Below are 25,090 nucleotides of genomic sequence, written 5' to 3' on the forward strand. Positions count from 1 at the left end.
AGCAGCTCGATCCTTCCAAGATCCGCACTGGAGAGTCAGCGCGCTGGGCGAAGGTATGTCTCAGCGTTTCGCTCGTGCAGCCCGCAGGCCGTTCAAGATCACGATGACTTCGGCGACTTCGTGTACCAACACGACGGCGGCCAGGCCCAGCACACCGCTGATCGCCAGTGGCATCAACACGATGATGATGGCCAGAGACAGCACGATGTTTTGGTTGATGATCCTGCTGCCTCGGCGGGCGTGCTGCAGCGCCTGCGGGATCAGTCGGAGGTCGTGGCCAGTGAAGGCGACATCAGCGGACTCGATCGCGGCGTCAGAGCCGGTTGCTCCCATCGCAATGCCCACCGTTGCGCCCGCCAGTGCCGGCGCGTCGTTGATGCCGTCGCCGATCATCGCCGTCGGCGTCTTGGAGGAGAGTTCGGCGACGATGCTTGCCTTGTCCTCCGGTCGCAGCTCGGCGCGCACGTCGTCGATTCCGGCGATTTCAGCCAGCGCCCGGGCGGTGCGAGTGTTATCGCCGGTGAGCATGCTCACTTCCACGGCGTTGTCGTGCAGGGACTGCACGGCATCGGGCACCTCGGGCCGCAACTCGTCGCGCACCCCGATTGCCCCGGCGATAGCGTCATCGACGGTGACTAGTACGCAGGTCTGGCCTTCGGACTCCATGCGCTCAACGTCCGCCTTCAGTGGCCCGGCGTCGATCCATCGGGGGCTGCCCACCAGCACCCGTCGGCCTTCGACGGTGCCGCCGATGCCATGACCGGCTTCCTCGCTGATATCCAAGGCGGTGGGAGCTTCGGGCTCCGCTGCCACAATCGCCGCGGCGAGGGGGTGCGTCGATTGCTGCTCAACCGCCGCCGCGAAGGAAAGCACCTGCGCCCGATCGAATCCTTCTGCCGGGACCACTCCGGTAACCTCGGGCTGGTTGCGGGTAAGGGTTCCGGTCTTGTCCACCGCTAGGTGACGGATGCTGCCGAGTCGCTCGAACGCTGCGCCGGACTTGATGACTACTCCGAACTGGCTGGCCGCGCCGATCGCGGCCACGACCGTCAGCGGCACGGAGATTGCCAGCGCGCACGGCGACGCTGCGACCAGGACCACCAGCGCACGGGTGATCCACGTCTCGGGGTCGCCCAGCAGCGAGCCGATCACGCCGACCAGCACCGCCAGGATCATCACCCCGGGCACTAGGGGTTGGGCAATTCGGTCGGCGATCCGGGCGCGGTCACCCTTCTCCGCCTGCGCCTGCTCGACGAGGTCGACGAGTGTGGTCAGCGAGTTGTCCGTTCCAGCTGCGGTCGTCTCGACCTCCAGCACACCGGCGGAGTTGATCGCTCCCGCGGGTACCTCGTCGCCGGGCGCAACCTCCTCCGGAATGGATTCTCCGGTGATCGCTGAGGTGTCAAGGCTGGAGCGTCCGGACCGAATGATGCCGTCCGTGGCGATCCGCTCCCCGGGGCGTACGACCATTAGCTCGCCAACCTCAAGGTCCTTCGCAGCGACCTCGGCCGTCGTACCGTCGCGCAGCACGGTCGCGGTTTGCGGTACCAGCTTCAACAGTGCCCGCAGTCCGCCCTGGGCCCGGTCCATCGCCTTGTCTTCCAGTGCCTCGGCGATCGAGTACAGGAACGCTAGCGCCGCGGCCTCTCCGACGTAACCGAGGATTACCGCGCCGACCGCGCTAATCGTCATCAGCAAACCAATGCCGAGCTTGCGCTTCGTGGCAAGGTTCCGGATAGCGCCGGGCGCGAACGTATACGCCCCTAGCAGCAGGCCGACCCAGAACAGTACTGTCGCGGGTGTCTCTAGCCCGGACCAGCCCAGCGCCAGACCTATGCAGAGGGCTACGCCGGAGAAGATTGGCAGTAGCAACTCGGGGTCCTTCCACCATGGCCGATCGAGATCTTCGATCTCCGTGGCTGGTTCGTGTTCACATCCACATGCTGAACTCATGCGTCCGCTCCTTTTCCGTCGCAGCCAGGCACCGAGCACTCCGGGTCGATGCACGGGGCGTTTTCGTCGACAGCCAACGTCGCGTTCACTAGCGCGTTGAGCGCTGTCGCGAGGTGCGGATCGGCGATTTCGTAGCGTGTCTTGCGGCCCTCCGGCTCGGCGACGACGATGCCGCAGTCACGCAAGCAGGTCAGGTGGTTCGAGACGTTCGAGCGGGTCAGGTCCAGGTCGCGCGAAAGCACGGCTGGGTAGCTCGGGCCGTCGAGTAGGGTCAGCAGGATTCTGGAGCGCGTCGGATCCGCCATGGCCCGGCCGAGCCGGTTCATGACGTCGAGGCGTGAAGCAATAGTCAGCATGGGGTGAACTATACAGCAATTACTGAACTATTCAACACGCGCTGAACTGAGATTGAAGCGAAGAGCTTGCGGCCTGCAGGAATTATTCGATGGGATAGCCGGTAACTGGGCCTTCGTGATTCGGCTGCCAACCCAACGCGGGAGCGACGTGGGCGGCGAGGTTCTCCAGAATCTTCACGTTGACGTCCACGCCATCCCGCAAAACCTTTACGTGTTTCCACGCGCCCATATGTTCTCTGTGTACTGACGTAATTACTGTTTTCTGATTGTTGCAGGCTAACGAGAAAGTAACTTTGCAACTACATACCGTCGAGTTTAAGTTCAACATCTAGGTCCGTGACAAGTCGGTAGCACGTTTTTCGATTCGACGCTTTGGGGCACTACCGGGGTTCCCGGTGGTCTTCTTGGGTTGTGCGGTTCAGATTTCCTAACCTAAAACTCGTTTGAGCGTGCTATCCGCTGGTGTGCCGCCGATGCTGCTGCTCATAAGGGGCGGGCGCTCCATGAATACAAGGCGTAGGTCGCGCCTGAGGTCAGGCCGAGGCGGATGCCGTGGCTGACTGGGGCGTAGTCCGAGCATCCGCACCCCGGCCTTTGGTGTATGCGCTAGCCCCGCTCGGGGTAGCGCACGAGGAGATCGTTGCCGATGACTGCGCCGTCGTTGAGCGTTGCCTCGCTCACCTTCGCCCCGGCTGCACCCAGGCCCATAATGTGGCCAACCTCGTCACCGTGGGCGATGAGGTGGTCGGCGATGATACGCCGGTGGCACCGCCACCACACTGCCTCGGAGCACATGATTACGGTGGGGGTTTCGGCGGCGTTTGCCCGTAGCTGCGAGAGCGCGTCCGAGAACTCCTCGCCCAGCGCATGGTCGGCGTAATTGTGGAAACTGCGGTTACGCCAGTTGCCGTTAACCTCAAACGGCACCGAGTGAGACACGTTGCGCCGTCCGGTTAGGCCCTCGCTTCTGCTGTAAGTGATGCCACATGAGGGAAGGTGTTCGGCAAGGTGGTCGCCGTTGAACCACGGGTACTTCCTGGACCCGGGCAGCTTGCGCACATCCACGATGGATGCCACACCGGCAGCCTTGATCATTTCAGCGAAGTCCTCGAACTCGAGGTTGGAGTGGCCCACGGTGAAAATGCGCATGTCGCCAATGCTACGCGCCCAGCGGGTACCCCCACATCGGCGTCCAGATATCGTGCATCGGTAGGTGGTCGGACCGGTAGAACGGGGGGGGTAGGCAGGACGTTTAATGCATTCGCGCCCGCCTTTGCGCGGCATCAATCCTATTCACGGCCGAGCGTTCCGCACGGACCGTTCGTTTAAGTTTCAACGGGTCGCTTGGGGCGACAGCGGAAGCCTGAATTAACCGTATATGGGGCGAATCCCATGTATGTCTTGTTAAAGGACGCTGCTGCACGAGGAACGGGGGCTGAGGTTACCTGGTGTGCACTCTAGCTTTGCCACACATAGCCGGGTGTGGTGGTTTTTAGCTGCTATTCACGAATGAGAAGGTGACTTTGCAACGACACGTCGTGGAGTTCAAGTTTAACGTTGAGCGTTATTGATGCTTCGCGTTATGGCGGTCGCGTGAGTCGTCACCTTAGAAGGCGGCCTCACGACTACAGGCTCGACAGCGCTACTCGTCATGCTGATTTCTTTGCGATGCCGCGGGTGCGCCATCAGACTCTTCATGCTGAATGCGTGCGGCATGCAGTCGGGCGTGGGCGATGGCGTCGAGAGTGTTGTCGAAGACGTGATTCTCGTGCGCAAGTTGGTCGAATACGCCGAGTTCGCGCAACGCCGGAATATGTTCGGGCTTCGTGGCTGCGAGCAAGACCCTGGTACCGTGGCGTTCGAGGCGCCCAATCGTGTCGGCGAGCATCTGGGCGCCGGTGGCGTCGATCGTCGTAACGTAGCGCATGCGGAGCACGACAACCTTGACCGACGAGACATCAGCGAGCTCGAGGAGGAAATCGTGCGCTGCACCAAAGAAGAGGGGGCCTTCCATACGGAAGGCGGCGATGTGCTCGTCGAGAAGCTCACGCTCCTTGTCGCGGTGGTCTCCCTCGTCTAGCGGGGCGGCTTCCAGCACCGCCGTGCGGGCGGTATCGCGCAGTGCGAAGAAGCCCGCCATAACAAGGCCGATGAGTACGGCGACGACAAGGTCGAACACGACGGTGGCGGCAGCCGTGATGAGCAGGGTGGCCCCGTCGCCCTTGGTGGCGCGCATCACCGAGCGGAGGTTCCGCAGGTGGATCATCTGAATCGCTGTGGCGATGAGCACGCCGGCGAGCGCGGCGAGAGGAATCTCGCCCACCCACCGGGCCGCGACGAGTACGGCGACGAGCAGGAGCAGCGAATGGAACACCGCTGCCAGGCGTGTGCCTGCGCCTGCCCGCACATTGACGGCAGTTCGGGCGATCGCGGCGGTCGCGGGAATCCCGCCGAACAGGGGCGCGACGACGTTGGCCACGCCCTGTCCGAAGAGCTCGCGGTCGGGATCGTGCCGGTCGCCAACAGTCATTGCGTCGGCAACCGTCGCAGATAGTAACGATTCCAACGCGCCGAGAGCTGCGACGGCGACTGCTGCCAACAGAAGCGAATCCAGGTGCTCCCACGGGATCTGTGGCCAGCGCGGAGCAGGCAACGTCGACGGGATGTAGCCGATTGTCTTCAGGCCGCTGTCTGCCAGCATGTTGATGGCCGTCGCGGCAGCTACCAACACCAGCGCCGCGGGGAAGCCGCTACGAACGCGCGCAGCAAGCACGATTCCAGCCGCCACTGCAATGGTCAGCACGGGCGCCTGCCATGCCGGAGCGTCCAACTAAGCTTTGATCGAGCCCCACGCCAACCCGAGGACTTTCTCGCCGTCCACGTCAACACCAAGTGCTGCGGGCAGCTGTTGGAGGCCGATGATTAACGCAATACCGGCGGTGAAACCTTCGACGACAGGTAGTGGCATGTACTTCATCGCGCGGCCAGCGCCGGTGAACGCCAACAAGAGCAGCATGAGCCCTGCCAGCACGCCGACGACGAGTACCCCATCGGCACCATGGTTGGCCACGATGGGGATTAACACGACGGTCATTGCGCCGGTCGGGCCGCTTACCTGGACATTGCTACCGCCGAAGATCGCGGCCAGGATGCCCGCGACGATGGCCGTCGTAATTCCGGCCGCCGCACCGACACCGGACGCTACGCCGAAGCCGAGCCCGAGGGGGAGTGCGACGAGGGCCACCATGAGGCCTGCCGATAGGTCGCGCCCGATTGTCGCGCGGGACCAGTCCGAGCGGCGCGGTGCGAAACGCAGGGCACGCGGCCGGATGTCCATCCTAGAGACAGCGCGTGGGTGGGGCATGCTCTTTTCTTGCTCCTTCAAGGCTCAATGACACTCAAAGGATACACACGGTGCAATCCTCCGACGGTCACATTCCCGGTTCTGGCCGAGGCCTTATGTCGACGGAATAAAACTTCCTGACCTGGCGAGTGTTCCCTGGAGCGTTGTCGCGGTGCTTGGAATGACGCGTATGAGCCGGTGTCCGAAGAGCAGATAGCCCAGGAGAATCGGTACCAGTGCCATACAGAGCGCGACACCACTGCTCATGGGACGGCCCGACGGCGGGCTGGGGGGGGGCGAGGGCCGGCTACCGGATCCGGGCTTTCGCGGCGACGAGCAGCAGGGTGGCATGGTCGACTTCGCCGTTTTTGATCTCGCGATTGAGCTTGTGTAGCACCACAGGGCAGCGCAGGCAGCGGATGCCGGATTTACAGCACTTCTTCTTCGGCGTCATCGCAGCCAGTTTAAAGGGGTCCTTGCCGGCGAGCTTTTTCGCGGCTTTGGCCTCGGCCTTCGAGTATTCGGGCAGACGTAGCGAGGTCGTTGCCGCAGCCTTTTTCTTGGCTTTGGCGGAGTCCTTCTTCTTGCCCTTGTGGCCTTTCTTGCCGTTGGCCATGCGCGTTCCCTTCGTCGCGAATTTTCCCGAATTAGGTTAGCGTCACCTCATGCAATGTGGGGAGGCGTGGGTGCCTGGCGGGTGTAATTGGGTGTTGCTTGACGACGGCTTGCTTGTCGGCCAGTGTCGCAGCGGTAATTGACGGCCAAAGGACGCAAAATCGACCAAAACGACTCAGATCTGTTCGCTGTGACCTGCGGAAATGGCGAGCGGTAGTGAGTTGTGTCGGCGACGGGCGCTCCTCGGCGTGCAGGAGTTCATTGTGCGACAGATTGGACAGCAACAAGCCCGCTAGGAGATTGCGAAGCCAGATGCTGGTCCTGGCTTTTCGACGGGCTCGCCAGCCTCGTCGACCATCCAGTCAATTTCCAGCTCCAGCTCGCGCTCAATACCAGCACGCTTTCGAGAGTCGACAACTTCCATCGTGGTATTAAACGATGTCGGCATGGTCATCGTCACCGCGGACTCGCCAGTGCCGAGAGTCATTTCCCCGGCACGGATGCGAGCTGCCAGCGTCTCCAATAAATCAGCGAGCTCATCGCGGCTGAAGCTTGCCTTGCTCTTCACCAACTTTTGATTCTTCGGAGGCGTAGTCTTTTTAGGTTTCGGTGCCATGTCTTTACTTACCTTTCCAGCCGTGTCGGGATTTGTGCAGCGTGGAGAATTGGCCGTCACTCCGCACTGTCTTTGAAGATGGTCTAGAGAGCTTTCAGGGAGCCTGCCCATCCCCATTATCCCAATGAAAAGGTGTTTTTAACAGGAGAAATAATAAGAGGCTAGAAATTCCTATAGGTAGGTTATAAATTGTGGAAAATCCTTACGCTATGCTCTGGAGTGCAAGGTCCTGAGTGCCTTAGGTGAAGAGCTCTAGTAATGGCGCTCTTCGTCAGTGCTTCAAGTGAGGCGACCGACAGCAATAGGGGAGGAGTAAACGTCACATGGTGTCACCCGACAACATCCTGATGTACCTTCTGCCTGAGCAAGAGACGCAAGTAAAAGAAATCTTTGCACAACTCGCAGAGAGTGGCTTTCCGCAGCAAAATCAAACGCCGCACATCACGGTCACTTTCGCGCCGACCATGCGCCCAGCGGCAATTCAACGAGCAGCCGAAATTCTCCCGCCGCTTATGCCAGCGGAGTTTCGCAGAGTGGGAACGGTCATCTTCGGCACCAAGAGTAAGCAGACTGTTGCCTGGTTGCTGGAAACCAGCGACGAGCTGGAAGAAGCTGCTCGCGAAATCAGTCGTCTCAATCCCGACGGTCGTGGGGACCGCTGGATTCCGCACCTTACGATGGGGCTGAGAATTCCACGGGATATTGTGCCGGACTACGTGCACGCACTTGACGAAATAACGAACCCGCACTTTAGAACTCTCAACGCGCCACGAGCTGCATTCTGGAGTCCCAAAGTGCAGGAATTAACGGAGTTCTAGGGAGACTCCAGTACTTGTGTGCTGCTGTTCCTCAGCGATTGCGTCCCGCTATGTCGCAAAAACTGTGGTTTCAGAAAACAGTAGGCTAAGAACAAAAACTAAGCAGCGTCCATAATCTTCTTTGCCTGGGCATCGAAGACCTCCAAGGCGCGCTTCTTTGCTGCTTCCTTAGACTCCGGAGCTGCCTCTGGAATCTGCATGGGATCCGTCGTGTTTTCCATGTTGCCAGTTGGTACATCCGGAGTCGGGGCGGCGGACACCATTACCATTACGCCATTGACGATCCCGACAATGTCGTAGCTGGTGGCCGTAGTATCCGTGCCACCGGCGTTGATGTTCGCACTGGTCTCGTGTGCAGTGAACTCAGCTGGCTTGACGGAAAGATTTGGCTCCCACTTTTCTCGGTGCAGTTTCATTGTGGTCGTCATGTCCATGTCATTAAACATGTCCTGCATCTCAGGAGAAATCTCCTGACCTTCCATGGAGTCTTTCAGAATGTCGGAAGCATCCATCGTAGCCGTCACGTCGGAGCACTTTTCGAGGCTGTCCTCGTACTTTTGGTACGCCTCAGGATTCTTCAATATCGAGACGCTGACAGTGACGTTCTCTTCCTTAATGTCCGTGTAAGCGCCGGCAGCATTCTCCAATTCCTCAGTTGAGTTGGTGAAAGTGGCGCATTCGGCCGGTTCAAACTTCATGGAATCTTCCGAAAACATCTCCATGGCATCTTTGAACCCGGTGATCTTGTTTCCGGAGAAGTCCGCCCCTTGAACTTCATTTGTGAGCAGGAGCTGATCCTCGGCTGCAGCAGGAGCTGACCCATCTGCTTTCGTCATCTTGCTGGTCGACTCTTTGCCTGCCTCACCACCGGCATTGCTGCTTTCTTCCCCCGAGCCACATGCGGTGAGCAGGGCGGCGCTTGTACAACCTGCGACAACGGTTGCCGCAATTTTCTTCCACATTCCAGAGCTGCGCTGCTTCATGATTCCTCATTCCATCGAGCTGAATTTCAACAACCTATGCAACCCGCCCAGGAGCCCTGGGCCGGAGCCAAGCTTTTGTGAAAGAAAGAATACAAGAGCTCGTCTCAGCACGCTTCCCAAAAACAAGAATTTCAGTCGCGTCTGCTTTACGATGCTCCGTCGGACCTCACCGCAGACTGCGCAACCTTTGCCACGGGATACATGGATACCAATGCAATAATCGCACCGAAGATGAAAACGGGCACAAACCCGAATTTCGGCGCTGCGAAAGAAATAACAAAAGGAGCGAAGAAACCAACATAGGTCAGCGAATAGTAGATAGCGGTGGCAGCGCCCAACTCGGCTGGCGGTGCGATAATTTGCACTTCGCGGAGGCCGGAGACCATCATTACGCCGTACGCGGCACCGAGGGTCAGAGCGGCGGGGAAAACGCTCCACACGTTCTGGGTGAGTGCGACGATGAGGCTGAGCAGCATTCCGACCGTCGTTAAGCCAAGACCGAAAATAGCTGGCGGGATAAAGCTGCTGGAACTGATTCGAGTGACCAGTGGTTGCACCAGAACGCCGGTGCCCATCGTGATGCAGGCGATGAGTCCGGCAAAGGCAATGGGGTAGCTGGATTCGGCGATTGTCGGAAGGACGACGAACGATGTGCACGCGGCACCGAAGACCCACGGTGCCCAAGCGGCGACTGCCCACAGGAATCTCGGGCTTAGGGTGGCAGAGGAGAAGAACCGTTGCGGGGTGTCGCTGGGCGCTGAGGTTGGCAGTCCGCCGGAGGCGTTCCATGTCAATGGTGCGATGCTAAGCAGCAGCGCGAGATGAACAAGATAGGGGATGACGTCGGGACGGGGAGCAAACTCCGCGACCAACCCGGAAGCCAGGGGACCGAGGGAGAACCCGGCGGAGAGCGCAACGGTTGCGCGCCGGGCGGAAATTTGAGGTGCGACGGGCGCAATCTCTTTGATCCACGAGGCGCCGGCGGCCATTACCATACCCATCGAAATGCCGACGACAAGGCGTCCTATCAGCAGTGATGGGAAGTGGAACCAGACGCCGGTGAGTAGGACGACGGAGCCGGCGGCAGAGGTTATGAGTGCGGGCCGGATGATGGCGCGACGGCCGAGCCGGTCGGAAAGTGGGCCGCAGACGAGTAGCGCCGGGATGAGCCCTGCGACGTAGATGGCGAAGAGAAAGGTGACCTGGGACTGGTTGAGAGCATCGGTTATTCGATACGCGGGCAGGAGTGGAGCAAAGAGGTTGGCGCCAAATGCAACAGCGAACATGCCCAGGGCTACCCGAATCCAGTCTCGTGCCACGATCTGCCTCCTGTCGACTTCTCTCCTGTGGGGGGGGATAAAACAGTGTGTCAACAAGAATAGGCCAGCTAGCAAACGCTAGCTGGCCTTTCGAGTTACTCGGGTTACCATCCCAAGCCAGTCGCTCTAGTTATTGGCGGCACCGAAAAACGCGGTAATCGGTGAGAAGAATCCCTTAGACTTCTTTGCCTTCTTAGCTGCCTTAGTCCTGCCAAGAATACGCTCAGAGATGCGGTCGGTAAGAACCCCTACCAGCTTGCCGCTGCTGACGACGGGCAACTCGCTGCGACGCCCGTCGATAAGCTGGCGAGCCCTGATGGCAGCTGGATCCTCGGGCTTGACGAAGACCTTCACAGGAGCGCCGACGGTGTTCATATAGGCATCGCGGTCGGCGTATTCGCGGAGTTCCTTCAGCGTAATGTCGCTGGTCAGGTAGCCTTCATCGTCGACGAGGAAGACACAGTTATCGTCATCGAGACGAGCAAATTCAGCTGCGTAGGTGCTCAGTGCCTCACCGACAGTGATGTCCTCCGGCAGCGCAATGTAAGAATCCGTCATGTGCATGCTTACGGTGTCAGGCAGGAGGCTGTACGGGCTGATTGAAGATTTCGGCTTGAAGAAGTTGGCGATGGTGTTCTGTGTCTGTGTCATTGTGGATCCTTTTCCAGGTATCCCAGCTCCTTTGCTAGGAGGGAATTTCTGTTGATTGAAAAATTATGGCTCCTTCGCCTAAGAGTGTTGGCAATGTAATACCGTAACTAAAGGTGGCCACTTCAGATGGACCCTTGCCTCGGGAGTCGTTCGAAACTCTCGATAAAGTGGAGGGCAGCGGCCTATGTAGATATAGGAGCCTTACCTAACGAGGTTGTTCGCTACGCAAAGGTTAACACAAGGTTACGTACGCAGTAAAGAGGAATGAACGAAAAGCTTCCTAAAGGTGGCGGAAGCTACAAGCCCATGAACTCTAGAATTGCTGGCCATTCGGCATCGGCTTGCGCCCGGCCGAGCTCGTAGTTGTGTATCAGCTTCGACCGCTTCCGCTCCGCCTTTGTGATGCTCATATTATTTGCGTAGAAAACATATGCTTGGCCTTTTCGTTCAAGCTCAGCAGCCCAATCGAGGGAGGCGTTGTAGCGCTCGTGCCTGGTGATAAGTAGCTCAGCCACCACCGGGTTACTGCGGAAAATCTGCCGCAGCAGCTGTGGGCGCTTAGGGGCGGTGCGGCGGAATCCCTTCGGACGGGTCAGAACGATGAGGAACTTCTTAAAGCCGTCGGCTTCTGCGGCATCGATTGGGATACCGCCTGATGATCCCAGTGCACCGTCGACGAAGGGAACGCCATCAATATAGGGCATACGCATGACGCCCGGAATCGTCGAACTGGCGCGAGTGTACTTCATCAGCGTGGGTAGATCTGGGATATTGTCCGGCCCCCAGTTGATGGTCTCGCCCGTATCCGCTCGGACAGCAGAAATCCGATAGGGAGTTGGATTGTTCTTAAAAGTCTCGTAATCCAGGGGCATGGCGCCGTCGGGAAGCCCCGCGTCTTCATAGATGTACTCGGCATCGAAATAGCCGCGTCCGCGCAACATTGGGCGCCAGCCGCTGCTGGCCGGCTGTGCAATGAAGTCAGTGAAGCTATTTATGGAGCGCTGGATATCCCGGGAAAGGTAATTGACTACGTGAGAGGCACCGGCGCTTACCCCGCCGACCCAACCGACATCGATGTCCTCGCGAAGTAGCCGTTCGACGAAAGGTGCCGTGTAACTATTGCGAGTCCCTCCGCCCTCGAAGACTAATGCTACATCGCTGACCTGCATTTATATCCCTCCGGTTGTTATCGCGCTGCTGTCTTTCGGGGGTTACGATTGTTCAAGACTACCCGAACCACCATATTGGATTTCGGTTAGCGTAGTTTACGGCGCATCCTGGATGATGACCGGCAGCAGCCCCTCGCCCATATCTGGGTTCGGCAGTACGCCCTCCGGGTCGTAGAACAAGATCTCCTTGCCCTCGTGGCTCAGACGTCGCATCGCTTCCAGAATCAAGGTGCGCCCCACCGGGTTGACAACGCCAACGCGGCTGACGTCGAAGACAACTTCGCTTTCCGACGGTGTGGAAGTCGCCAACCTGTTGAGAACAATCTCGGCCGCAGTGAAGTTGACTGGCCCCTGAATCTCGATGATCGAGCGGCCATTGCTGACGCGCGTACCGCGCAGCGCACGCGAACCAATCGCATCGGCATCCATGAGATGAAGGCCCAAATCTTCGGAGAGCTTCCGGAAGATGGCAATGCTGCGGACGCTGTTGCCGTGGTCGTTCAATCGCGGTGAAAAGGCTGCGAGACCCGCCTGTCCAGGCAGCGCGCCCAGCAAGCCGCCGGCGACACCGCTCTTGGCGGGAATTCCGACTTCGGTAAACCATTCACCGGCCTCGTCGTACATGCCGGCAATAGCCATCACGGACAAGACTCGGCGAACAACCGAGCGGCCGAGCACAGTCTGGTTGGTAACCGGGTTAACGCCGCCGTTGGCCAACACTGCGGTCATCATGGCGACATCGCGGGTGTTGACCAGCACGGAGCACTGTGCGGTGTAGCCGCGGACAGCATCGTGGGGCGTGGTTTCGATAAAACCGTAAGCTGCCAGCATATGCGCGATGGACATGTTTCGATGCGCGGAGTCCATTTCGCTTTCATAGGCGTCGTAGTCAACGCGGAGCTTGCGGCCAGCCAAAGTTGAGAGAAGCTCCACCATGTGCTTGGTGCGAGTCTTCCAGTTGGCACCTGGCTGGCATACGAACTGGTTGATCGCCAGTGCGCCGACGTTAATCATCGGATTCTTTGGTCGGTGCGTGCCTTGCTCCAACGACAATTCGTTGAAGGCCTCACCGGAAGGCTCGGTGCCCACAATACTGTCGATTTTGTCTTTGCCGTGCTCAGTGATGGCTGCGGCATAAGCGAAGGGCTTGGACATCGACTGAATCGTGAATTCAGTATCGGTGTCGCCCGCGGTGTAGGTGCGGCCTGACACCGTGGTCATAGCTAGTGCCAGGCGGTCGGGATCAGCTTCAGCAAGGGTGGGAATATAGTCCGCCACCTCGCCAGACTCATCGGGGCGGACGGATTCGACGATTTCGGAAAGGTAATCTTTGATCGGCGTTTTCATCAGATTTTGCTAAGCATCTTTCCTGGGAAAGGTAATCCCGGTTGAGTCAGTGGAGTCCCGTTCGAACCTACACCAGGCAAGGCCGGCCACTGATGCTCACCTCTGTGCACTCTCACCGTGCGCGCCGGAAAAATCAGCATATCCTGGGGTATGTGAAATTCCTCAACAATCAGTCCGTGCCCTATGAGCTGACCTACAGCGATGTGTTCATGGTGCCGTCGAAGTCATCCGTCGGCTCTCGCATGGGTGTCGATTTGTCCACTAATGATGGCACCGGCACAACCATTCCGATTGTGGTGTCCAATATGACGGCTATCTCCGGGCGCCGGATGGCCGAAACCACCGCCCGCCGAGGCGGAATTGCCATCCTGCCGCAGGACGTTCCAGCTGATATTGCCGCTGAGAGTATTCGCAAGGTCAAGTCCGCTGGGCTGGTTTTCGACACCCCGATCGTCGTCAAGCCTCACCACACCGCAGGGTATGCGCGCCATCTTCTGCCGAAGCGCGCGCACGGTGCGGCAGTGGTGGTGGAAGACAACAAACCGGTTGGTCTGATCACCGGCCGTGATCTGGCGGGCGTTGACAACTTTGCGCAGGTGGGGACGCTCATGTCCACTTCGCTATTTACGCTTCCGGCTGACATTGAGCCCCGTGACGCCTTCGACCAGCTCACTGCATCCGGGCGCAAGCTCGCTCCGGTGGTGGACGCCGATGGTGCGCTGGTGGGTATTCTCACGCGTAAGGGCGCGCTGCGTGCGACGCTTTACAAGCCCGCTGTTGACACTGAGGGAAAGCTGCGCGTCGGTGCGGCGCTCGGCATCAACGGTGATGTTGAAGGGCGCGCGAAGACACTGCTCGATGCAGGCGCCGACGTGCTCGTTGTCGATACCGCGCACGGTCATCAGGAATCGATGCTCCGTGCTTTACGACGAGTCCGCGCGCTCAACCCGCCTGTGCCAATTGCCGCTGGCAATGTCGTGACCGCCGATGGTGTTCGCGACCTAGCGGAGGCGGGAGCCGACATTATTAAGGTCGGCGTCGGTCCGGGTGCGATGTGCACAACCCGAATGCAGACCGGTGTTGGGCGTCCACAGTTCTCCGCCGTGCTCGAATGCGCTGCAGCTGCTCGTGAATGCGGCGTGCATATCTGGGCTGACGGTGGAGTGAAGGATCCCCGCGATGTTGCGCTTGCGTTGGCTGCGGGTGCGTCCAACGTGATGATTGGCTCGTGGTTTGCCGGCACTTTCGAGTCCCCAGGAGATGTCCAGAAGGACGTCGACGGGCGCATGTTCAAGGAGTCCTTTGGCATGGCTTCACACCGTGCGGTGGAGAGCCGAAATGCGCAGGTAGAGGCCTTTGAGAAGGCCCGGCGTGAGATGTTTGAAGAGGGCATCTCGACTGCGAAAATCTACCTGGAGCCCGGCCGCGAAGGTGTGGAAGACCAGATCGATCGCATTATCTCGGGTGTACGTTCGTCGTTTACATACGCGGGTTCGGCCACCATCGAGCAGTTCGCTGAGCGGGCAGTGGTGGGAATTCAATCCGCTGCGGGCTTTGCGGAAGGAATGCCGAGGGCGACGCGTTAGCCGTCGTCAAGCCTCTCGGGGCTAAACCGACTAGCGGCGCTGCCGGCCAATTGGTAGGTATGTAAAGACGTTGTTAGGACGTGTTTAGTACCACGTGTGAGATTGGGGAGGGGCTGGCGACTATGGGTCGGCAGTTAAGAGAAAACAGTGCTGTAACGGAGGCCGGATTGGGAACAGGAAACGGTGCTAGAGCAGGAAGCGGGAACGCATTTTTCGCTCGCGCCCGCGTTACTGATTCCGATTTGTGCCCGTGCGGTGGGGGACTCTACGGGCAGTGCTGTGGCCCGCTGCACCGCGGTGAGCGGGAGGCTTTGACCGCAGCTGAGCTGATGGCAGCGAGGTACAGCGCTTACGCTGCCCACGAGGTGGATTACATCTGGCGGACGTGGCATCCGCGGTACCGCCCGGAAGTTATCAATGTCGATGACGGTGTCGAATGGGAAGGACTCACCATCATCAACACTGTCGATGGTGGCGAGGACGACCGCGAAGGCATCGTGGAATTTGAAGCGGCCTTTCATGACCATGACGGTGTCGGCACGATGCACGAGCGTTCCCGTTTTGTTCGTCGTGCGCGACGTTGGGTCTACGTCGACGGCGAGGTCACCTACTCCTAAGCGTCAGCTTTCCTTGGCAGAGGCCTTCGCTGCATTTTCCTGGTCAGACTTGTCGTGCTTGCCGTGGTCGAATGGCAGCACGGCGACAATCGCCACAATGATTGCACCCCAGATGGTGCCGAAAATCAGTGAGCCGGTGGTGTTGGCCAACCAGCCGAGGAAGCCGCCGGTAAACAGCTGCTCAAGGTTGTGGACTAGCTGGTAGGGGAGGTGCCAGCCCAGCTCGTCGAGACCGACCACCATGATGTGGCCACCGACCCACAACATGGCAAACGTGCCGATAATGCCGATCGTGTTCAGAACGATTGGCATGGCTTTGACCAGCGCCGCACCAAACTTGCTGATACCGGCTGACTCCTTGGACTGCAGGTGCAGGCCAATGTCATCAATCTTGACCAAGAAGCCCACCACGCCGTAGACCGCAAGCGTGATGATGAGTGCCACCACGATAAGAATCAGCGCGCGGTTGAGCAGCGGCTGATCAGCGACCTCATTGAGAGAAATCACCATGATTTCCGCAGAGAGAATTAAGTCGGTGAAAATTGCAGACTTCACCAGCGAATCTTCATTCTGCGGTGTGCGGTTGGTCGCCGCCTCCATCCGTTCCTGCTCAGTCTGATCGGGAGAGATCCGGTGCTTAATCTTCTCCCAGACCTTTTCCATGCCCTCAAAGCACAGGTATGAGCCACCGAGCATCAAAATCGGCGTCAGCGCCCAAGGCAGAAACTGACTGAGCAGCAGCGCAATCGGCAGAATAATGACAATTTTATTTACCAAGGAGCCCTTGGTGATACGCCAAATAATCGGCAGCTCGCGTTTCGGCGAGACACCATCGACGAATTTAGGCGTCACCGCAGCGTCGTCAACCACAACACCGGCGGCTTTAGCGCTAGCTTTGCCGGCCGCAGCCGCAATATCGTCTGTTGTTGCCGCTGCAGCGCGTGCAATCGTGGCAACGTCGTCAAGCAGCGCGACAAGTCCGCCTGCCATAAAAACCTCCCGCATTGGAGGACGCGACCAGGAGTCGTCGTCGTATCAAAGAATTACCGGAGCAATTTTAACCGCTACACCGGATTGACTCTTTGTTGTCGGTAGCTTGTTGAAGTCTTGTCGATAGTTAGCGTGCTCCTTTAAATGTGCGCGCGTGGCAAGATATAGACCATGAACGCTTCCTTCTCCGAAATCTACCGACAGGTCAACGCGGACAACGCCGATAACGCGGACAACGAGTCAGATACCAGCAACGATGCCGGCTCCGAGGAACAACAACGCCCGGCGCGCCCCCGCATGGCACTGGTAGTCGTCGACGCTCAGAATGATTTTTCCGCCGGCGGCGCACTTGCCGTCGACGGTGCTGAGGCAGCGTACACCGCTACCTATCTGCATGTCGCGGGCACAGCGAACAAGTACTCGGTTCTCGCGGCCACCCGTGACAATCACATCGACCCAGGCACTCACTTCTCTGAAACCCCGGATTTCGTCGATACCTGGCCGAAACACTGTGTCGCAGGTACCCCGGGTGCGGAAATTCACCCCGGCATGCAGCGCGCTATTGCGTTTTTTGAGCAGCTCAACCCCGCTGCTGTGCGCATCGATGTTACGAAAGGGGAGTACGCCGCCGCCTACTCCGGTTTCGAGGGAACAACGGAGGCTGACGTTTCGCTTGCCGACGCTCTCCGCGCCTCTGACATCGAAGAAATCGATGTGGTGGGTGTTGCGACTGACCACTGTGTCCGCGCCACTGTGCTGGATGGTCTCAAGGAGGGTTTTTCCGTCCGCGTTTTGAGCAATCAGGTCGCGGCGGTGGACCCGGAGCGCGGCAAGGCTGCACTAGCGGAATTGGCCGCGGCGGGCGCGACTGTGGTGTAGTGCTGCTACGTTAACCGTCAAACTATCCGACTAGCCGCTTAGCTAGGTGCTTCGGCAGCCACCTAGTTAAAAGTCACCATATCCAGGTCGACCTCGCGGAGGTGGCGGTGGTTGGACGCTGTTTCCACATAACGCCCTGCATGGGCGATGAAGCCCTCTGCTTCCTCAGCCGAGAGTTGACGACGCACCTTGGCGGGAACGCCTGCAGCCAGTGATCTGGGGTCGATGACCTGATCTTCCAATACCACGGCACCTGCGGCAATGAGGCTGCCAGCGCCGATACGGGAACGTGAAAGCAGGGTGGACTTCATGCCGATGAGGCAACCATCTTCAACCGTGGTGCCGTGAACCAAGGCCATGTGTCCGACGGTGACATCATCGCCGAGAATTGTGGGCACGCCTCGGTCGACATGGACCGTGGAGTTGTCCTGAATATTGGTGCGCTGGCCAATGCGAATCGGTGCGACGTCACCTCGGAGAACAGAACCGTAGAACACGGAGCTATCCGCACCGATTTCGACATCACCGATAATGACCGCGCCGGGCGCAATCCAGGCGCTGGAATGAATACGTGGGGTCTTATCTTGGTAGGTGAGAATGAGCGGAGTGTTCATCATACAAACCAATATAACTGTCACCTGAGGTCAGCGTAAGAAAAATTCTTAGCGAAACTCTATTCTTCGAAGGGTGCAATTCTGCTTGGACGCGCCTACAGTGGGCGACATGATTTTTATCGTTGTGAATTACCAAGTTAAGCCGGAGTTTGCCGACGAATGGATGGACCACGTCGCCGAGTTCACCGCTGCCACCCGCGCAGAGGCTGGCAACAAGTGGTTTGAATGGTCCCGCAGCGTAGAAGACCCCAACCAGTACATTCTCGTCGAGGCATTCGATGATGACGCTGGTGAAGCCCACGTCAATTCCGAGCACTTCGCCAAGGGGCTGGAGGCGATGAAGCCGCTGCTCGCTGAGACCCCGAAGATTGTCTCGCAGGTACTGCCAGATAAGCAGGACTGGGATCGCATGGGCGAGCTGCAGGTCGACTAATGTCCTCAGACACCATTCGCGATGGCGCAGCCGCTTCCAGCAGCGACACCTATTCTCTGATTGGACGCGGCCTGCGTATTGGCTCTGCTGTGCTGGCCTCTGCTCTCGTCGTTGGTCTCAGTGCCTGTGGGGACAGCGATGAGGCAGCTTTGGAAGGCAGCCAACATCAGTCAAGCCAGGCGCCGAGTGCTGTTGCCTCCACCGCCGCTATTCGGGATAACTTGGCTCAGCTGGCGGCGGATACTGCGGCGCTGAAGAAAGCATCGCAGGCGCTAATTGCGAAGGAAACGGTCTCGGAAGAGACCCGAAAGATTGCGCAGCAGGCGGAGCCAATCTTTGCTGAAGAGGAATCGCAGCTAGTCAAGACTCTCGGCGTCGATGTCGATCCGTCTGAGACCAAGCTCGACACCGCCACCATGACTCGCCTCGAAAACGAGGAGGGGCCACACGCAGATATGGCTTATCTGACGTTGATGGAAGGCAGCCTGGATAAGATGCTCGGCCAGTGGGAAGAACTGGAAAAGCATGGCGGAAACGACCTGCAAGAATTGGCACGCTCTTCTCAGCAGCAGCTGGAAGATATTCAGCAGGCGCTGGAAAAACGTATGCAGTACTAGCCGCTGCCCAAACCTCGTGGGGGGAAATTCAAGTAAAAAAGTCCTGCAAAGCGTGCCCGGGGAACCGGGGAAGTGAGTAGCGTGTAAATAAAGCCAGTGCGCTGTGATCGTCGTCAAGCGAATGCGCACTCGGATGAAGCACAATGCTGACTAATAGCCCAGAGTAGAAGGTAGGAAAATACGCCAATGGCAAATAGCATCTCGCGAGTAGGTATCGTCGGCGCCGGTCAGATGGGCTCCGGAATTATTGAGGTCTGTGCGAAGGCCGGTAGCGATGTCAAGGTCTGGGAGGCCAAGGAAGAGTTCCTTGAGTCCGGTCGCGCCCGTATTGAAAAGTCGCTGGATAAGGCCGTTTCCCGTGGCAAGCTAGAGCAGTCTGCACGTGACGAGATTCTGGGGCGTATTAGCTTCACCACCAAGCTGGAAGACTTCGCTGACCGTGAACTGGTCATCGAGGCCATCGTGGAGAACCCGGAAGTAAAGGCCAGCGTCTTCTCGCAGCTCGATGAGATTGTTGAGTCGGACGATGCCATCCTGGCTTCCAACACCTCCTCGCTACCAATTCAGTCCATTGCTGCAGCCACCAAGCGCCCGGAGCGTGTCATGGGCCTGCACTTCTTCAACCCGGTTCCGGTTCTGCCTCTGGTAGAGCATGTCGTTACTCTGACGACCGGTGATGTTCAGTCGGAGCGTGCGTACGAGTACGCTTCCGAGGCGCTGGGCAAGACCGTCATTCGCGCTAAGGACCGCTCGGGCTTCATTGTTAACGCTCTGCTGGTTCCGTACATCCTCGGCGCTATCCGCATGCTGCAGGACGGCATCGCTACCGCAGAGGACATCGATGCCGGCATGGTCAATGGCTGTGCGCACCCGATGGGTCCGCTGACTCTGGCCGACATGGTTGGTCTGGACACCATCAAGTTCATTGCCGATGCCATGTTCGATGAGTACAAGGAGCCGACTTACGCGGCACCTCCGCTGCTCAAGCGCATGGTTGAGGCGGGTCACTTCGGCCGCAAGTCCGGACGTGGCTTCTACGACTACTCCAAGTAGTCCACGCTTTTAGCCCCGTTTGGGGCGAGTATTGAATTCTTACCGGTTGACGGGCGTTTATCCCGCCAACCGGTTTCTTTTATGCATTTATCAGTGAAAACCCGGCGTCTGAGGGGGAAAGTTCCCACGATTGGCGCTAGCATCTTGAAAACTTGTTTCTTTTCAACGAGCCGAAACCTCACAGTGCGCTTAACATAAGTGAAGATTTTGTCAGACCTTGGCTTATAGAGCACTTCACAACTGGTGCCTCCCACGCAGCAATCTGGAAAGGAATGTTTCAGTGTCTTCTTTGAAGCCGCACAAGCGCATTGCAACTCGTACTCGCGTCGGCGCTGCTACCGCAGCAGTGGCAGTTGTAATGGGGCTTACGCCGGCAACGGCCGTGGCAGCTCCGGTCAACCCGTTGGCCGAGCTGGGCAACCGCCTGGACTCTGTTTCTGATCTCCCAGCTAATGTGGCCGCTCCAGAGGGAATTAAGCTGCCCGGCGGTGGCTTGGAGGTCCCGGATTCCATTTCGCTGCCATCATCTTCCGGGGAAAACACCGACCCGAATGCGCCGAAGCCAACCTCGTACCGCCCGGACCAGATTGCGCGCGCTTACCCATCGGATGCCGCCACCGATAACTGGTTCTACTTCTACGTTGTGCATCCTTTCGTGGAGCTGGAGAAGAGCCACCCAGAGGTCATGGACCAGAACCTCGAAACGGTCGTCCGCATTAACAACGCTGCCAAGAATGACCCGCAGGCACAGGAACTCGCTCTTGATGACGACTACCTAGACCCACTGGCCAATATTTCCACTGCTTTCGGTGCAAGCCTGGGTCAGCACTTCCGTGATGCCTACGATGAGGATCGGCTGCCGAAGGTGAAGGCCCTGCTGTCCGGCAACCTTGCTCGCGGCGGCGGTCTGGTCAGCTCGACCTTCTTCGAGAAGTACGTCTACGGCTACGATCGCCCGTTTGTGGTGGCGCCGGAGCGCATCGAGCGCTACTACCGCGAAGGCCAGGATGACCCGTACTCGACCACGCCGTCCTACCCGTCGGGTCACACCAACAAGGCTGCATGGACTTCAACCCTGCTGGCCCTAATGTTGCCGGAGGTTGCGCCACAGATTCAGGCGCGTGCGTCCGAGGCCGGTCATTCTCGCCTTGTCATGGGCGTCCACTACCCTCTGGACGTCATGGGCGGCCGCATGATGGGCAACCAGGCCGCAGCTGACCGTTGGGCAGACCCAGAGTTCCGCCCACTCATCGAAGAAGCAATGGATGAGCTGCGTACGGAGCTCGAGTACCGCTGTGGCGACACCATCGCCAACTGCGTTGCCAAGGACACCCCGTACATGAGCACCGCAGCTGCCGTTCAGCAGTACACCGAGCGCATGACCTACGACTTCAAGCAGGTTGGCCCGGCTAATGAGCCAGTTGTTGTTCCGAAGCGTTACGCAGGGTTGCTGGAGACTCGCTTCCCGCAGTTGACTGAGGAACAGCGCAACTCCATCCTTGCTCAGACTGCAATCCCATCCGGTTACCCGCTCGACCGCACCGACGGTGAGGGGCAGCACGTTCGCATGAACCTGGCTCGCGCTCTGGCCGCCAACGTTGTTGTCAACGCCGATGGCAGCGTCACTGTCACCAACTAAAACGTCAACTACAAGCGCAGGGCCGCGTCGAGACGGTCCAGGGCCTCACTGAGGATTTCCGGGGAGGTCGCAAAGTTAAGCCGCACATGCCCAGCCCCGCCTTCGCCGAATGCAAAGCCGGGGTTTAGTGCTATTTTGGCGTTTTCAACCAACCACGCAGCTGGGTCATCACTGTCAACACCAGGCACGTCACCCAAGTCCAACCACGCCAAGAATGATGCCTGCGGCGGGGTAAAGCGAGCCTGCGGCGCAATAGTGGACAAACGTGTTCGCAGAGTCTCACGGTTGGTGCGCAGGACATTGATAAAGTTGTCCAACCAGGGCACACCATCGCGGTAGGCGGCGGTGGCAGCGGCGACACCAAGAATAGAGGCGCCTTCGCGCACAATGAAGGGCAGCTCAAGCCAGGTTTTGGCATCTTCGTCGTTAAAGATAATCTGCGCACACTTGAGGCCAGCGGTATTCCAGCCCTTCGAGGTAGCAGTCACTGTGATAGTCACGGCCGCCGCGGTATCCGACACCGACGCGGTTGGAGTGTGAGTGCCATTTAGAACTACTGGGCCGTGAATCTCGTCTGAGATAACTCGTGCACCAAAGCGAGCGGCTAAATCGGTAATCTCACGCAGTTTTTCGGGGGAGTAGGTAAAGCCGAGAGGGTTATTCGGGTTACACAAGATTAGGCAACCGGCACCGTCGGCGAAGGCGCGTTCGAGGGCGCTGAGATCTGGGCCGTCGGCAAGCGTGGGAATGCACACTGTCTCGCGTCCCAGCGCGGGACCTACCTGGAAGAACGGCATATAGGCAGGAGTGGGGACGACAATTGCAGAATCGGGGCGGGTGAAGCGTTCAACCGCGAGCGTGACACCGCGGACGACGTCGGCGACTGCAAAGATATTGTCGGGGTTCGGGCGCCATCCGTAGCGTGCTGCGGAAAAGTCCGCGGTTGCGGTCGTAAGCGCGGTGATGTCTTGCGAGAGGTATCCGAACTGTTCGCGCTGACACGCCTCGTCGATTGCGGCGCTGACCGCAGGGCAGGTTGTGGCATCGGATTCGGCGACCCACAGTGGCAGCACGTCCGGGGAATATGCGGTCCATTTGACTGTCCCGCGGGAGCGGAGTTTATCGAGGGAGGGGAATGTGACAGCGTTATTTACACTCATAGTTTCCGTGTATACAGAAAAAACGGGAAGTCCGAAGACTCCCCGTTTTATCCAGTAGCTACGGCCACATCAGAAGCAGCCACAGCAATGACCAGCGCTAGGTCAGCCTCAGTGCCTCCTCAGCAGCTGGCAGGGCAGCTTCGCGATCAGCCTTGACCAGCCCCAGACGTGTGCGGCGATCGAGAATATCGTCGACACTGAGAGCTCCCTCGTGCGTCACATGCCAGGCGAACTCGGCGCGGGTGACATCGAGACCCTCCGCTACCGGGGCGAGCGGTCGGTCGAGCGGACAGGATTCGATGACCTCGAAGGATTCGGCACCGTAGCGATTAAACAGCGGCATCGGGATACGGCCTGCAGCGGCAGCGGTGCGAGCGCGGTCGAGCTCCTCCGGCTCGGAGCCCAGCACAGGGATCGTGCGGGTAGAGCACGGGGCAAGCGAAACACCGAGCTTCTCTTCGACCTTATCCACGGTTTGCTCAGCCATAAGACGGTACTCGGTGAGTTTGCCACCAGTAATGGAAATCAGGCCGTTCGGGGCCTCCAACAAGGCGTGTTCGCGAGAGAGGTCAGCGGTGTGTGCCTCGCCGGCGTCGATAAGTGGACGCAGGCCGGCGAAAGCGCCGATGACATCGCCGCGAGTGAGCGGAACCTCGAGTGCCTGGTTGATGACATCGAGCAGAAAAACGATGTCATCCTCCGGTACTTCCGGAATATCCGGGATCGAGCCCGGTGCATCCTCATCTGTCAGGCCGATGTAGACGCGGTTGTGCTCTGCGGGCAGGACAAAACAGAAACGGTTGGTGTGACCGGGCACCGGTACCGTGAGAGAGCCGGTAGGGTTGCCTAGCTTCGCGGCGTCGAGAACCAGGTGTGTGCCGCGAGATGGGCGAATCTTGATGTTCGTCGCCAGTTCGGCTGCCCACACACCAGTGGCATTGACCACAGCGTGAGCAGGCAGCTCGAAGGAATCGCCAGTGAGCTCGTCGATTAGTGTGGCGCTCGTGCCAGAGGCAGTCTCGCAGCGCACCCGGGTCAGAATAGTTGCACCGTAGCTAGCGGCAGTTCGAGCGATAGCGGTGACCAAGCGTGCGTCGTCACGCAGCTGACCGTCGTAGTTGACGTAGCCGAATCTCACCTCGCGCTTACGTACGGTCGGCGAAAGCTGGCTGACTCGGCGGGAACCGACAGTGCGGGACAGCGGCAGGGTAGTGGCGGAGGTACCAGCGATAATGCGCAGGAAGTCACCGGCCAAAAAGCCTAACCGTGGCAAAATTCGGGTCAGCGGTGCAAACTTATCCATCACCGGTACGACCTGCGGCAGGTTATGCACCAGGTGCGGAGCGGTGACGTCGAGCAGCGCACCACGTTCAATAGCTGAGCGGCGAGCGATACCGACATTGCCGCTGGCAAGGTAGCGCAGGCCGCCGTGGGCGAGCTTCGACGACCAACGAGAGGTACCGAAAGCTAAATCCTTCGATTCGACGAGAACGGTATTCAAACCCCTCGATGCTGCATCTAAAGCGATGCCGACACCAGTGATACCGGCGCCGATGACCAGCAGATCAGGGATCGCGCCCTTAGCGGTATCTTCGCGCAGACGATTCAAGTCCGCTTGCCGACGAGCCTTGTTCAAAACCGCAGCTGAGCGATCGCGCTGAGGAGCGTGCGTGGCAGTCATAGTCTTTCTTCCTCGACTTTCCCGAAGACGGTAATAGTGATGAAACGATCTGGCGTACGTGATGAAGTTGTGGAGTGCGTAGTGAGCGTGAACTATTTCGGGGCGTAACCCATTGCAAGGCAATTAGAAATAGACTAAGTTGTTCATTATCAACGACCGGCACGGATATTGATTCAAGAAATCTTTCTTAGTTGCGAATCATTTCCCGGGGATTACAAGGAAGGAGACACCTCGATGGCTATGCACCCAGCGTCCAACCGCTCTGAGTCCATGAACCGAGCTTTCGCCGCTACTGCACCATCGCTGCAGATGTGTTGCTGCTGTCTCCAGTCCGTGCCGCCCCAGACAGGTCGTAACTAAAAAGACGCGCTTAGGCATGTAAAACGCCACGCTGTTTGCGGTCGCACGGACGAAATCGCACCGATTGAGCCGACCCATCCCACCATCCGAGCATTCTCGCTTGGAATTCTAGGAAGAAGCGACAGCGACAATGACCGCAGCACTCGAATCTTTTACCCTTGACGATTACGTTTCACTGTTTATTTATGACGGCCCAACGTCGCCAGAAATCTACGCCAGTGAACTGGTCAGTCTAGCTCGCTAACCGAGGCTGGCGGCTAGACAGGCCGGGTTTTGCCGTGGTCAGCAGCA

The 25,090-nt window shown here is 58.8% G+C and carries 24 protein-coding genes and 1 pseudogene; 8 read left to right on the forward strand and 17 right to left on the reverse strand.

Translation table 11 applies throughout. The annotated features are described in order from the left end of the window. Positions 1-60 precede the first annotated feature (60 nt). The 8 genes and pseudogenes from HMPREF2860_RS09210 to HMPREF2860_RS09240 form a co-directional block, all read right to left on the reverse strand. Positions 61-1,953: a heavy metal translocating P-type ATPase gene (locus HMPREF2860_RS09210; protein WP_070560084.1), complete on the reverse strand. Its 1,893-nt coding sequence runs from the start codon at positions 1,951-1,953 to the stop codon at positions 61-63. Further along, on the reverse strand, positions 1,950-2,309 hold the full coding sequence (locus HMPREF2860_RS09215; RefSeq protein WP_005510636.1) for a Cd(II)/Pb(II)-sensing metalloregulatory transcriptional regulator CmtR: 360 nt from the start codon (positions 2,307-2,309) through the stop codon (positions 1,950-1,952). The genes HMPREF2860_RS09210 and HMPREF2860_RS09215 overlap by 4 nt, the downstream gene beginning before the upstream one ends. Positions 2,310-2,391: 82 nt before the next feature. Then, the gene (locus HMPREF2860_RS09220) at positions 2,392-2,538 is read right to left on the reverse strand and encodes a hypothetical protein (protein ID WP_038626104.1); all 147 of its coding nucleotides are present in this window, start codon (positions 2,536-2,538) and stop codon (positions 2,392-2,394) included. A gap of 377 nt (positions 2,539-2,915) precedes the next feature. Further along, the gene (locus tag HMPREF2860_RS09225) at positions 2,916-3,458 is read right to left on the reverse strand and encodes a DUF488 domain-containing protein (protein WP_070560082.1); all 543 of its coding nucleotides are present in this window, start codon (positions 3,456-3,458) and stop codon (positions 2,916-2,918) included. A gap of 493 nt (positions 3,459-3,951) precedes the next feature. Continuing rightward, the gene (locus HMPREF2860_RS11425; RefSeq protein ID WP_338079002.1) at positions 3,952-4,449 is read right to left on the reverse strand and encodes a sodium-independent anion transporter; all 498 of its coding nucleotides are present in this window, start codon (positions 4,447-4,449) and stop codon (positions 3,952-3,954) included. Positions 4,450-4,515: 66 nt separating this feature from the next. Then, a pseudogene (locus HMPREF2860_RS11430) lies at positions 4,516-5,673 on the reverse strand (SulP family inorganic anion transporter); the annotation flags it as partial. Positions 5,674-5,959: 286 nt separating this feature from the next. Beyond that, positions 5,960-6,268, reverse strand: coding sequence for a hypothetical protein (locus tag HMPREF2860_RS09235; RefSeq protein WP_038626100.1), 309 nt, complete (start codon positions 6,266-6,268; stop codon positions 5,960-5,962). A gap of 291 nt (positions 6,269-6,559) precedes the next feature. Beyond that, the gene (locus HMPREF2860_RS09240) at positions 6,560-6,883 is read right to left on the reverse strand and encodes an amphi-Trp domain-containing protein (protein ID WP_070560080.1); all 324 of its coding nucleotides are present in this window, start codon (positions 6,881-6,883) and stop codon (positions 6,560-6,562) included. A gap of 323 nt (positions 6,884-7,206) precedes the next feature. On the opposite strand from HMPREF2860_RS09240, the gene HMPREF2860_RS09245 reads away from it, so the two are divergent. Further along, the gene (locus HMPREF2860_RS09245; RefSeq protein ID WP_070559755.1) at positions 7,207-7,701 is read left to right on the forward strand and encodes a 2'-5' RNA ligase family protein; all 495 of its coding nucleotides are present in this window, start codon (positions 7,207-7,209) and stop codon (positions 7,699-7,701) included. A 98-nt stretch (positions 7,702-7,799) separates the two neighbouring features. Here the strand turns inward: HMPREF2860_RS09245 and HMPREF2860_RS09250 are convergent, their stop codons facing one another. The 5 genes from HMPREF2860_RS09250 to HMPREF2860_RS09270 form a co-directional block, all read right to left on the reverse strand. Further along, entirely contained in the window at positions 7,800-8,684 is an 885-nt protein-coding gene (locus HMPREF2860_RS09250; protein ID WP_038626094.1) for a hypothetical protein, read from the reverse strand. A gap of 146 nt (positions 8,685-8,830) precedes the next feature. Further along, entirely contained in the window at positions 8,831-10,078 is a 1,248-nt protein-coding gene (locus tag HMPREF2860_RS09255; protein ID WP_371440920.1) for an MFS transporter, read from the reverse strand. A 51-nt stretch (positions 10,079-10,129) separates the two neighbouring features. Next, on the reverse strand, positions 10,130-10,654 hold the full coding sequence (locus HMPREF2860_RS09260; RefSeq protein ID WP_070628833.1) for a CBS domain-containing protein: 525 nt from the start codon (positions 10,652-10,654) through the stop codon (positions 10,130-10,132). Positions 10,655-10,950: 296 nt separating this feature from the next. Next, the gene (locus HMPREF2860_RS09265) at positions 10,951-11,823 is read right to left on the reverse strand and encodes a patatin-like phospholipase family protein (protein ID WP_038626088.1); all 873 of its coding nucleotides are present in this window, start codon (positions 11,821-11,823) and stop codon (positions 10,951-10,953) included. Positions 11,824-11,919: 96 nt separating this feature from the next. After that, entirely contained in the window at positions 11,920-13,170 is a 1,251-nt protein-coding gene (locus tag HMPREF2860_RS09270; protein ID WP_069359252.1) for a glutaminase, read from the reverse strand. Between the two features lie 152 nt (positions 13,171-13,322). On the opposite strand from HMPREF2860_RS09270, the gene HMPREF2860_RS09275 reads away from it, so the two are divergent. Continuing rightward, positions 13,323-14,756, forward strand: coding sequence for a GuaB1 family IMP dehydrogenase-related protein (locus HMPREF2860_RS09275; protein WP_049181340.1), 1,434 nt, complete (start codon positions 13,323-13,325; stop codon positions 14,754-14,756). A gap of 80 nt (positions 14,757-14,836) precedes the next feature. Continuing rightward, the gene (locus HMPREF2860_RS09280) at positions 14,837-15,373 is read left to right on the forward strand and encodes a YchJ family protein (RefSeq protein WP_311199638.1); all 537 of its coding nucleotides are present in this window, start codon (positions 14,837-14,839) and stop codon (positions 15,371-15,373) included. A 3-nt stretch (positions 15,374-15,376) separates the two neighbouring features. Here HMPREF2860_RS09280 and HMPREF2860_RS09285 read toward each other — a convergent pair whose 3' ends face one another. Continuing rightward, positions 15,377-16,363: a DUF808 domain-containing protein gene (locus HMPREF2860_RS09285; protein ID WP_038626080.1), complete on the reverse strand. Its 987-nt coding sequence runs from the start codon at positions 16,361-16,363 to the stop codon at positions 15,377-15,379. Between the two features lie 171 nt (positions 16,364-16,534). Between HMPREF2860_RS09285 and HMPREF2860_RS09290 the strand changes: the two genes are divergently transcribed. Next, positions 16,535-17,242 (forward strand): isochorismatase family protein, encoded by a 708-nt coding sequence (locus tag HMPREF2860_RS09290; protein WP_070431908.1) that lies wholly within the window; start codon positions 16,535-16,537, stop codon positions 17,240-17,242. A 62-nt stretch (positions 17,243-17,304) separates the two neighbouring features. Here the strand turns inward: HMPREF2860_RS09290 and HMPREF2860_RS09295 are convergent, their stop codons facing one another. After that, complete coding sequence (locus HMPREF2860_RS09295) at positions 17,305-17,856, reverse strand: gamma carbonic anhydrase family protein (RefSeq protein ID WP_370547258.1); 552 nt, start codon at positions 17,854-17,856, stop codon at positions 17,305-17,307. A gap of 109 nt (positions 17,857-17,965) precedes the next feature. Between HMPREF2860_RS09295 and HMPREF2860_RS09300 the strand changes: the two genes are divergently transcribed. The 4 genes from HMPREF2860_RS09300 (at position 17,966) to HMPREF2860_RS09315 (ending at position 21,598) form a co-directional block, all read left to right on the forward strand. Beyond that, positions 17,966-18,289 carry a putative quinol monooxygenase gene (locus HMPREF2860_RS09300; protein WP_038629105.1) on the forward strand — a complete coding sequence of 108 codons (324 nt, stop codon included), beginning with the start codon at positions 17,966-17,968 and terminating at the stop codon, positions 18,287-18,289. Next, the gene (locus HMPREF2860_RS09305) at positions 18,289-18,906 is read left to right on the forward strand and encodes a hypothetical protein (RefSeq protein ID WP_038626076.1); all 618 of its coding nucleotides are present in this window, start codon (positions 18,289-18,291) and stop codon (positions 18,904-18,906) included. The genes HMPREF2860_RS09300 and HMPREF2860_RS09305 overlap by 1 nt, the downstream gene beginning before the upstream one ends. 186 nt (positions 18,907-19,092) lie before the next feature. Further along, the gene (locus tag HMPREF2860_RS09310; protein WP_005510660.1) at positions 19,093-19,959 is read left to right on the forward strand and encodes a 3-hydroxybutyryl-CoA dehydrogenase; all 867 of its coding nucleotides are present in this window, start codon (positions 19,093-19,095) and stop codon (positions 19,957-19,959) included. Positions 19,960-20,239: 280 nt separating this feature from the next. After that, positions 20,240-21,598 (forward strand): acid phosphatase, encoded by a 1,359-nt coding sequence (locus HMPREF2860_RS09315; RefSeq protein WP_038626072.1) that lies wholly within the window; start codon positions 20,240-20,242, stop codon positions 21,596-21,598. 8 nt (positions 21,599-21,606) lie between these two features. Here HMPREF2860_RS09315 and HMPREF2860_RS09320 read toward each other — a convergent pair whose 3' ends face one another. Together HMPREF2860_RS09320 and HMPREF2860_RS09325 are read right to left on the reverse strand one after the other, a co-directional pair. Next, a complete protein-coding gene (locus HMPREF2860_RS09320) occupies positions 21,607-22,758 on the reverse strand; it encodes a MalY/PatB family protein (protein WP_038626070.1) in 1,152 nt (383 codons plus the stop codon). 97 nt (positions 22,759-22,855) lie between these two features. Further along, positions 22,856-24,439, reverse strand: coding sequence for a glycerol-3-phosphate dehydrogenase/oxidase (locus HMPREF2860_RS09325; protein ID WP_038626068.1), 1,584 nt, complete (start codon positions 24,437-24,439; stop codon positions 22,856-22,858). Between the last annotated feature and the right edge of the window lie 651 nt (positions 24,440-25,090).

Source organism: Corynebacterium sp. HMSC064E10 (genome assembly GCF_001812505.1).
Lineage (GTDB): Bacteria > Actinomycetota > Actinomycetes > Mycobacteriales > Mycobacteriaceae > Corynebacterium > Corynebacterium amycolatum.